Annotated in this window: 8 protein-coding genes; all 8 read left to right on the top strand. The window is 73.8% G+C overall.

Annotated elements, in window-relative coordinates; genetic code table 11:
- Window positions 1-249 precede the first annotated feature (249 nt).
- Window positions 250-621 (top strand): low affinity iron permease family protein, encoded by a 372-nt coding sequence (locus tag ACFV1W_RS39765; RefSeq protein ID WP_380422365.1) that lies wholly within the window; start codon window positions 250-252, stop codon window positions 619-621.
- A gap of 566 nt (window positions 622-1,187) precedes the next feature.
- Complete coding sequence (locus ACFV1W_RS39760) at window positions 1,188-1,649, top strand: hypothetical protein (RefSeq protein ID WP_380422364.1); 462 nt, start codon at window positions 1,188-1,190, stop codon at window positions 1,647-1,649.
- A 106-nt stretch (window positions 1,650-1,755) separates the two neighbouring features.
- Window positions 1,756-2,340, top strand: coding sequence for a TetR/AcrR family transcriptional regulator (locus tag ACFV1W_RS39755; protein WP_380422362.1), 585 nt, complete (start codon window positions 1,756-1,758; stop codon window positions 2,338-2,340).
- A gap of 76 nt (window positions 2,341-2,416) precedes the next feature.
- Window positions 2,417-3,352, top strand: a complete 936-nt coding sequence (locus ACFV1W_RS39750) for an MBL fold metallo-hydrolase (protein ID WP_380422361.1) — start codon at window positions 2,417-2,419, stop codon at window positions 3,350-3,352.
- Between the two features lie 68 nt (window positions 3,353-3,420).
- On the top strand, window positions 3,421-3,630 hold the full coding sequence (locus ACFV1W_RS39745; RefSeq protein ID WP_380422359.1) for a hypothetical protein: 210 nt from the start codon (window positions 3,421-3,423) through the stop codon (window positions 3,628-3,630).
- Window positions 3,617-5,008, top strand: coding sequence for an amidase (locus tag ACFV1W_RS39740; protein ID WP_380422358.1), 1,392 nt, complete (start codon window positions 3,617-3,619; stop codon window positions 5,006-5,008). Before ACFV1W_RS39745 ends, ACFV1W_RS39740 begins: the two co-directional genes overlap by 14 nt.
- A gap of 62 nt (window positions 5,009-5,070) precedes the next feature.
- Window positions 5,071-5,631: a DUF2165 domain-containing protein gene (locus tag ACFV1W_RS39735; protein WP_380422356.1), complete on the top strand. Its 561-nt coding sequence runs from the start codon at window positions 5,071-5,073 to the stop codon at window positions 5,629-5,631.
- Window positions 5,632-5,697: 66 nt separating this feature from the next.
- Entirely contained in the window at window positions 5,698-6,048 is a 351-nt protein-coding gene (locus ACFV1W_RS39730; RefSeq protein WP_380422355.1) for a hypothetical protein, read from the top strand.
- Window positions 6,049-6,444: the final 396 nt, after the last annotated feature.

Genomic DNA, 6,444 nt, shown 5'->3' with positions numbered 1-6,444 from the left:
GAGCAGACCCCGCCGGGACCGGGGCGCCGGTCGCCGCCGGCTGATCACCGGTGGCGGACGGCCGCGGTGATGCGGTGGCCGCCGTACGGCCGGGCGCGGACCCGGCGCCGCCCGGCCGGGTGGCAGGGTGGTGCCCGTCGGCTCAGCAGCGCGTGCGGACGGCAGGCCGGGCGGGGACGCTGGCGAAGGCCGGCCGTGCATCCGGCGGCGGATCGGCCGTGCAGCAGTAGACCGGGAGGACACGGGACCATGACTCTGCGTCATCCGTCCGAGCGCAGTCGTGAAGGACGGGGCCGGTTCGAACGGTTCGCGGAAGCTGCCTCGAACCTCACCAGTTCCCCGCTCTTCTACATCTTCTGCGTACTCCTGGTGCTCGCCTTCGCGGCCGTCCACGCGGCAGGACTGTCCCTGGAGTGGCAGATCCTGGTCGGGGACGTCATGACCGCGCTCAACCTGCTGCTCCTGACCTTGCTGAAGAACGCCGAACGCCGCGCGGAGCACGCCGTCCAGCGCAAGCTCAACGCGATCGCCACCGCCCTGTTGCGGCAGATCGACGAGCGGGACCCGGGCGACGCCCGCACGGCGCTCGAAGAGGCCATCGGCATGGAGGAGGAGGTCTGAGCCGCCGCCGATCCACCAGCCCGTCCGCCCTTTCGGCGGTCGGCAGCCGGTTCAGCAGCCAGTCGCGCAGCAGGGCCGTCTCCGTGTCCCGCAGGGGCAGTTCGGTGCCCGTGGCCGGGGGCGCGGTGGTGAGTGCGGTTTCCAGTGCGGCATCGAGCGCGAGGGCGCGCGAGGGCCACGGCGCTCTGACACGGCGGTCCGCAGAATCCGGCACCGGGGTCGCCGCCCTGCGCCGCGTCCGGGCGACGCCCGGGCCGGGGCCGGGTGCGGGCCGCCGGTGCCGGATTCTGCGGACCGGGTGAATGCACGCCCGGGCCGCGCAAGATCCGGCGGCCGCGCGCCGATGGTTGAAGGGCAGGTCCGGACCGCCGGTGGTTCGGCCGACGACACGGAGGCGGATTCTGATGGCTAGGTTGCTCCATGCTGGTCCCGCGGCGGCTGGCGCGTACCGGCGGACGGCGCTGGCAGCGGCCGCGCTCGGGTGCGCGGTTCTGGTGGCTGCCGGCTGCTCCTCCTCGTCCGGCTCGTCAGGCTCTTCGGCGACGGCGAGTCCGAGCCGGCCGGACGTGAGCTCCTTCTCCGGGCAGCTCCCCTCGGCGCTCGCCTCGGCGAAGGCGTCGGTGCTGGAGTCCGTGTCGGCCGCCGCGGCCTCGGCGTCGGCGGCGGCGGCCTCGTTCGAGGCTTCCGTCTCGGCGCAGATCGCCGCCGGACGCTCCGAATCGGAGGCCGTGCTGGAGAAGACGCAGGGCGCGGGGAACGCGATGTCGGACGTCACGATCACGGGGCTGCCGAAGGCGCAGGCGGCGGACTTCAACGCGGCGCTGGTGACGGTGCTCAACAGCACCCGTGCCAAGGCCTCGTACGCGATCAAGGTGGAGTTCTCGGACCAGAGCGGGAAGGTCGTCGACACGACCTTCCTGAACGTCAAGGACCTCGCGGCCGGCGCGACGGCCACACCCACGGCCTTCAGCCCGCTCGACCGCGACCAGGCCCTCGTGCCGCGGGTCGTCCAGGCCCAGCGGTACTGAGCCCGATCGCCCTGGTGGCCGGGACCGCCGGTCCAAGGGCCGCCGCAGCGGCGCCGGCCAGCTCGGCGCCCGGCGATACGCAACTCCTTCGCATTAAGCTGGGCGCATGAGTTCCCGACCGACCACACGCCCCGGCGGGCGCAGCGCCCGCGTCCAGCAGTCCGTGCACCAGGCCGTCCGCGATCTGGAGGCGGAGGTGGGGCGGGAGGCGCTCACCGTTCCGATGATCGCCTCCCGCGCGGGGGTGACGCCGTCCACCGTCTACCGGCGCTGGGGGGACCTTCGGGAACTGCTGTCCGACGTGGCCGTGGAACGGCTGCGCCCCGACGCCCCGCCGGCCGACCACGGCAGCCTGCGGGCGGACCTGGAGGCGTGGACCGCGCAGTTCGCCGAAGAGATGGACTCGGCGGCCGGGCGCACGTACATCCGCGACGCCCTGCTGGGTGACCCGGAGCAGGGCAACGCGGTCCGCTGCTCCGACTACGCAGCCGAGCAGTTGACGGCCCTCGGCGTGCGCGCGGCCGGGCGGGGGGAGGCCGTGCCGGCCGTGGAGACCCTGCTGGACGTCGTCGTCGCCCCGCTGATGTACCGGATCCTGTTCCGCCCCTCGGACCTGTCGGCGGCCTACACCGACGGTCTGGTCGCGGCGGCTCTCGGCAGCACCGCGCCCGCTCCGACACCCAAAAGCTAAAGGTTTGCGTTTTGGAGTCTGCGGCATCTACAGTGCTTAACGCAAAGCATTCGCCTTAACGGTCGGAAGGACCCCGATGAGCATCGCTGCGCCCCGCCCGGCCGCCCCCGCCACGAGCACCGGGTGGAGCCTCGGCGGCCTCACCGTGCACCGCGTCGACGAGATCGAGCTGCCGCGCCGGACCGGCCCCTGGCTGCTGCCGGACGCCACCCCGGGCGTACTGGACCAGGCGCCGTGGCTGCGCCCCGACTTCGCCGACGGCGAGGTGCCCCGCCTGGCCAGCCACAGCTTCGCGGTGCGGGCCGGCGGACTGCGGATCGTCGTGGACACCGGCATCGGCAACGCCAAACCGCGCGCCAACCCGGCCTGGAACGGCCTGGAGACCGACTTCCTGGAGCGCCTGACCGCGGCCGGGTTCCCGCCCGAGTCCGTGGACCTGGTGATCACCACGCACCTGCACACCGACCACGTCGGCTGGAACACCCGCCCCGCCGGGGACGACTGGGCTCCCACGTTCCCGAACGCCCGCTACCTGACCGGCCGCACCGAATGGGACCACTGGGCCGCCGCCGAGCTGGACCCCGCCCGCGCCCAGATGTTCCGCGACTCCGTCCACCCCGTCCGCGACGCCGGGCAGTACGCCCCCGTGGCCGTGCCCGAGCGGGGGCCAGGGGTCGAGGTCGCGCCGGGTGTCCTCCTGGTCCCCGCGCCCGGCCACACTCCGGGGCAGGTCGCCGTGGAACTGCGTGGCGGCGACCGCCGGGCGCTGATCACCGGTGACAGCATCCACCACCCCGTGCAGCTGTCGCACCCCCACGTGAACAGCTGCGTCGACACCGACCCGGTCCAGGCGGTCCGCACCCGCACCCGGCTGCTCGACGCCTTGGCGGACACCGACGCGCTGCTCCTGGGCACCCATTTCCCGCACCCCACCGCTGGCACCGTCCGCCGGGATGGCGGCCGCTACCGGCTGCTCCCCGAGCCGGGCACGGCACTCCCGGCCGGCAGCTAACGCATTTTCTTGGCCTTTACGAGGCCAGGCCTCCCGTCACTTCGCCCCGACAGACAAGGACCACCGCCGTGCCCGCCGTCGCACTCACACCCCCGGAGGCCGCCCGCTGGGCCGCCCGCGCCGGGCTCGTCCTGCCCGTCGAGCGCCAGGCCGCGGTGGCCGCGGTCGCCGACCACATCCACCAGGTCGTCGCCGTCCTGCGCGAACTGGACTTCGCGGACGTCCCGCCCGCCGCCGCCTACCACCCCGTGCAGGAGAACCGCGATGCAGCCGTATGAGCTGTCCCTCGCCGCTGCCGCGGACGCGATCCGGGCCCGGCGGCTGTCCCCGGTGGAACTGGTCGACTCCGTCCTCGACCGCATCGAGGAGGTGGAGCCGCACCTCGGCGCCTACGTCACCGTCACCGCCGAGCGGGCGCGCCGGGCGGCGGCCGAGGCGGAGCGCGAGGTGGCCCACGGCCGCTACCGGGGACCGCTGCACGGCATCCCGATGGGGCTTAAGGACCTGATCGACGTCGACGGGATGGCCACCACGGCCAGCTCCCGCGTCCGCGCCGGCCACCGCGCTGGGGCGGACAGCACGGTCGCCGCGCGCCTGGGCGAGGCCGGCGCTGTCCTGCTCGGCAAGACCCACACCCACGAGTTCGCGTTCGGACTGACCACCCCGCAGACCCGCAACGCCTGGGACCGCACCCGGGTCGCCGGCGGCTCCAGCGGCGGCTCCGCGGTCGCCGTCGCCTCGGGCACCGCGACCTTCGCCCTGGGTACCGACACCGGCGGGTCGATCCGGGTGCCCGCCGCGCTCAACGGGGTCGTCGGCCTCAAGCCGACCTACGGCCTCGTCCCCCGGCACGGCGTCACCCCCCTGTCCTGGTCGCTGGACCACGTCGGCCCGCTCACCCGCACCGTCGAGGACGCCGGCCTGGTGCTGACCGTGCTGGCCGGACACGACGCCCGCGACCCGGCCTCGTTGCCGGTGCCCGCCGCCGACTACCGGCCCGGCCCCGGCACGGACCTGACGGGCCTGCGCATCGGTCTGCCGCGCACCTACTACTTCGACCACGTCCACCCGCGGGTGGAGGCCGCCGTCCGGGACGCCGTCGGGCACCTGGAGGCCCTGGGCGCCCGGCTCGTCGAGGTCGACATCCCGATGACGCGCTACATCCGGGCCACCCAGTGGGGCCTGATGCTGCCGGAGGCCGCCGCCTACCACGAGGGCACCCTGCGGACCGTCCCCGAGCTGTACCAGGAGGACGTCCGCGTCCTCCTGGAGGCCGGCGGGCTGATGAGCGCCGGCGACCACATCCGTGCCCAGCGCTCCCGCACGCTCATGCGCGCCGAGTGGGCCCGGATGCTGGCGGAGGTCGACGTGATCGCCGCTCCGAGCGCCCCGGTGCCCGCGGTCGGGAGCGGCCAGGAGACGGTCACCTGGCCGGACGGCACCGTGGAGGGCATCGCCGACGCCTACGTGCGGCTGAGCGCCCCCGCCGACATCACCGGGGTGCCGGCCCTGACCGTCCCGGTGGGCCACGACCCGGAGGGCCTGCCGATCGGCCTGCAACTGCTCGCCCGCCCCCTCGGCGAGCCGGTGCTCCTGCGGGTCGGCCACGCCTACGAGTCGACGCAGCCCGTACGGGCCCTGGCCGCAGTGATCTGAGCGGGGAAGTGCCGCCGCCCAGATCCGCCAGCCAACTCCCCGTAGCGGCTAGCCTGTTGCGCATGACGACCACCCGCCCGACAAGCCCGGCGCCCGCGAGCCCCGGTAGCCCCACCGTCCGCGACCGCCTGCTCGCGCTCGGCTCACCGCGCGCGGCGGCGGCCGTGCTCACCGGGACGAACGCGCTCTACCTGCTGCTCGTGGTCTTCGGGAACGTCACCGACTTCGCCACCAACCAGCAGTTCGTCCAGCACGTGCTGGCGATGGACACCACCTTCCGCGACGAGGACCTGATGTGGCGTGCTGTCACATCACCCGGGCTGCAGAACGCGGCGTACGTCGCGATCATCGCCTGGGAGGCGCTGAGCGCCCTGGTGCTGACGGCGGGGACGTTCGCCTGGTGGCTGCGTCCGGGGGCGGCGCGCCGGCTCAGCACCCTCGGCCTGCTGCTGATGCTGGTGCTCTTCGGCGCCGGGTTCATCGGGATCGGCGGAGAGTGGTTCGCGATGTGGCAGTCGAAGGCGTGGAACGGCCTGGACGCGGCGATCCGCAACGTCATCCTGGCTGGACTGGCCCTGGTGGTGGTGAACCTGCCGCAACGCACCCACGCCCCGGCGGAGTGAGGGAACCCGCCCCTGCGGTGCCCGCCGTTCGTCCAGGGGACTCCGGCTCCGACTAGGGTGTCAGGCATGCCGCTCGTCGACGTGACCCATGCGCCCACCGTGCCCGAGCACTCCCTGCGCGAACTGGGTTCGGTGCTGCCGCATCTGGTGTCCCTGGCCGTGGAGTGCCCCGAGGAGCCCTACGACGGCGATCTGCGGCCCGGGGACGTCGAGATCCGCTTCCGGTCGCTGGGCCCTCTGGACCGCAGCGGGCTGGCGGTGGTGATCGAGATCAAGTCGAAGTGGTTCGCCAGCAGGGCGGCCGACCGGCAGGAGCGGGTGGACGCGCTCCACGAGAGCATCCGCGCCGCGACCGGGCTCGTCGACTTCGGTGTCTACCTGTCCCTGCCGAGCGCCGCCTGGTCCCAGGGGGACTGACGCCGCCGGACGGACCCACTGGGTAGCGGCCGGAGCGGACATCACGTCCCCTGGAGGAATGGCCGGCCCGACTCCGACGACGCCACGATCAGCCTCCCGGAAACGGCGGCCGGGGCCGGGGCGTCAGGTGCCGAAGGGGACGTCGCTGTGGGGGCGGCCATGCGGTGGGTTCCGGAGTGGTCGACCACATAGCGGAGCGTGATCGAGGTGATGGGTGGCGGCTGAAGCCACCCGCCTCCGGGCGCTTCCCGGGCCTGTGTGTCCGCGAACACACCCTGACGCCGCGCCGTTGTGACTCAGCGTGACGGCGGGTGGCGTTGTCGGTGATGGCGGCGGGGGCTGGGGGGTGAGTGCCCTCACACCGGAATGTGAGACACGATGCCGGATAGTACTGTC

The organism is Kitasatospora sp. NPDC059648 (assembly GCF_042734825.1).
In the GTDB taxonomy this organism is placed as follows: Bacteria; Actinomycetota; Actinomycetes; order Streptomycetales; family Streptomycetaceae; genus Kitasatospora.
This window is presented reverse-complemented; position numbering and strand designations above follow the sequence as displayed.

Coding starts and splice junctions, on each gene's coding strand:
- ACFV1W_RS39765 (WP_380422365.1), top strand. CDS start 250: ATGACTCTGCGTCATCCGTCCGAGCGCAGTCGTGAAGGACGGGGCCGG.
- ACFV1W_RS39755 (WP_380422362.1), top strand. CDS start 1,756: ATGAGTTCCCGACCGACCACACGCCCCGGCGGGCGCAGCGCCCGCGTC.
- ACFV1W_RS39750 (WP_380422361.1), top strand. CDS start 2,417: ATGAGCATCGCTGCGCCCCGCCCGGCCGCCCCCGCCACGAGCACCGGG.
- ACFV1W_RS39740 (WP_380422358.1), top strand. CDS start 3,617: ATGCAGCCGTATGAGCTGTCCCTCGCCGCTGCCGCGGACGCGATCCGG.
- ACFV1W_RS39735 (WP_380422356.1), top strand. CDS start 5,071: ATGACGACCACCCGCCCGACAAGCCCGGCGCCCGCGAGCCCCGGTAGC.
- ACFV1W_RS39730 (WP_380422355.1), top strand. CDS start 5,698: ATGCCGCTCGTCGACGTGACCCATGCGCCCACCGTGCCCGAGCACTCC.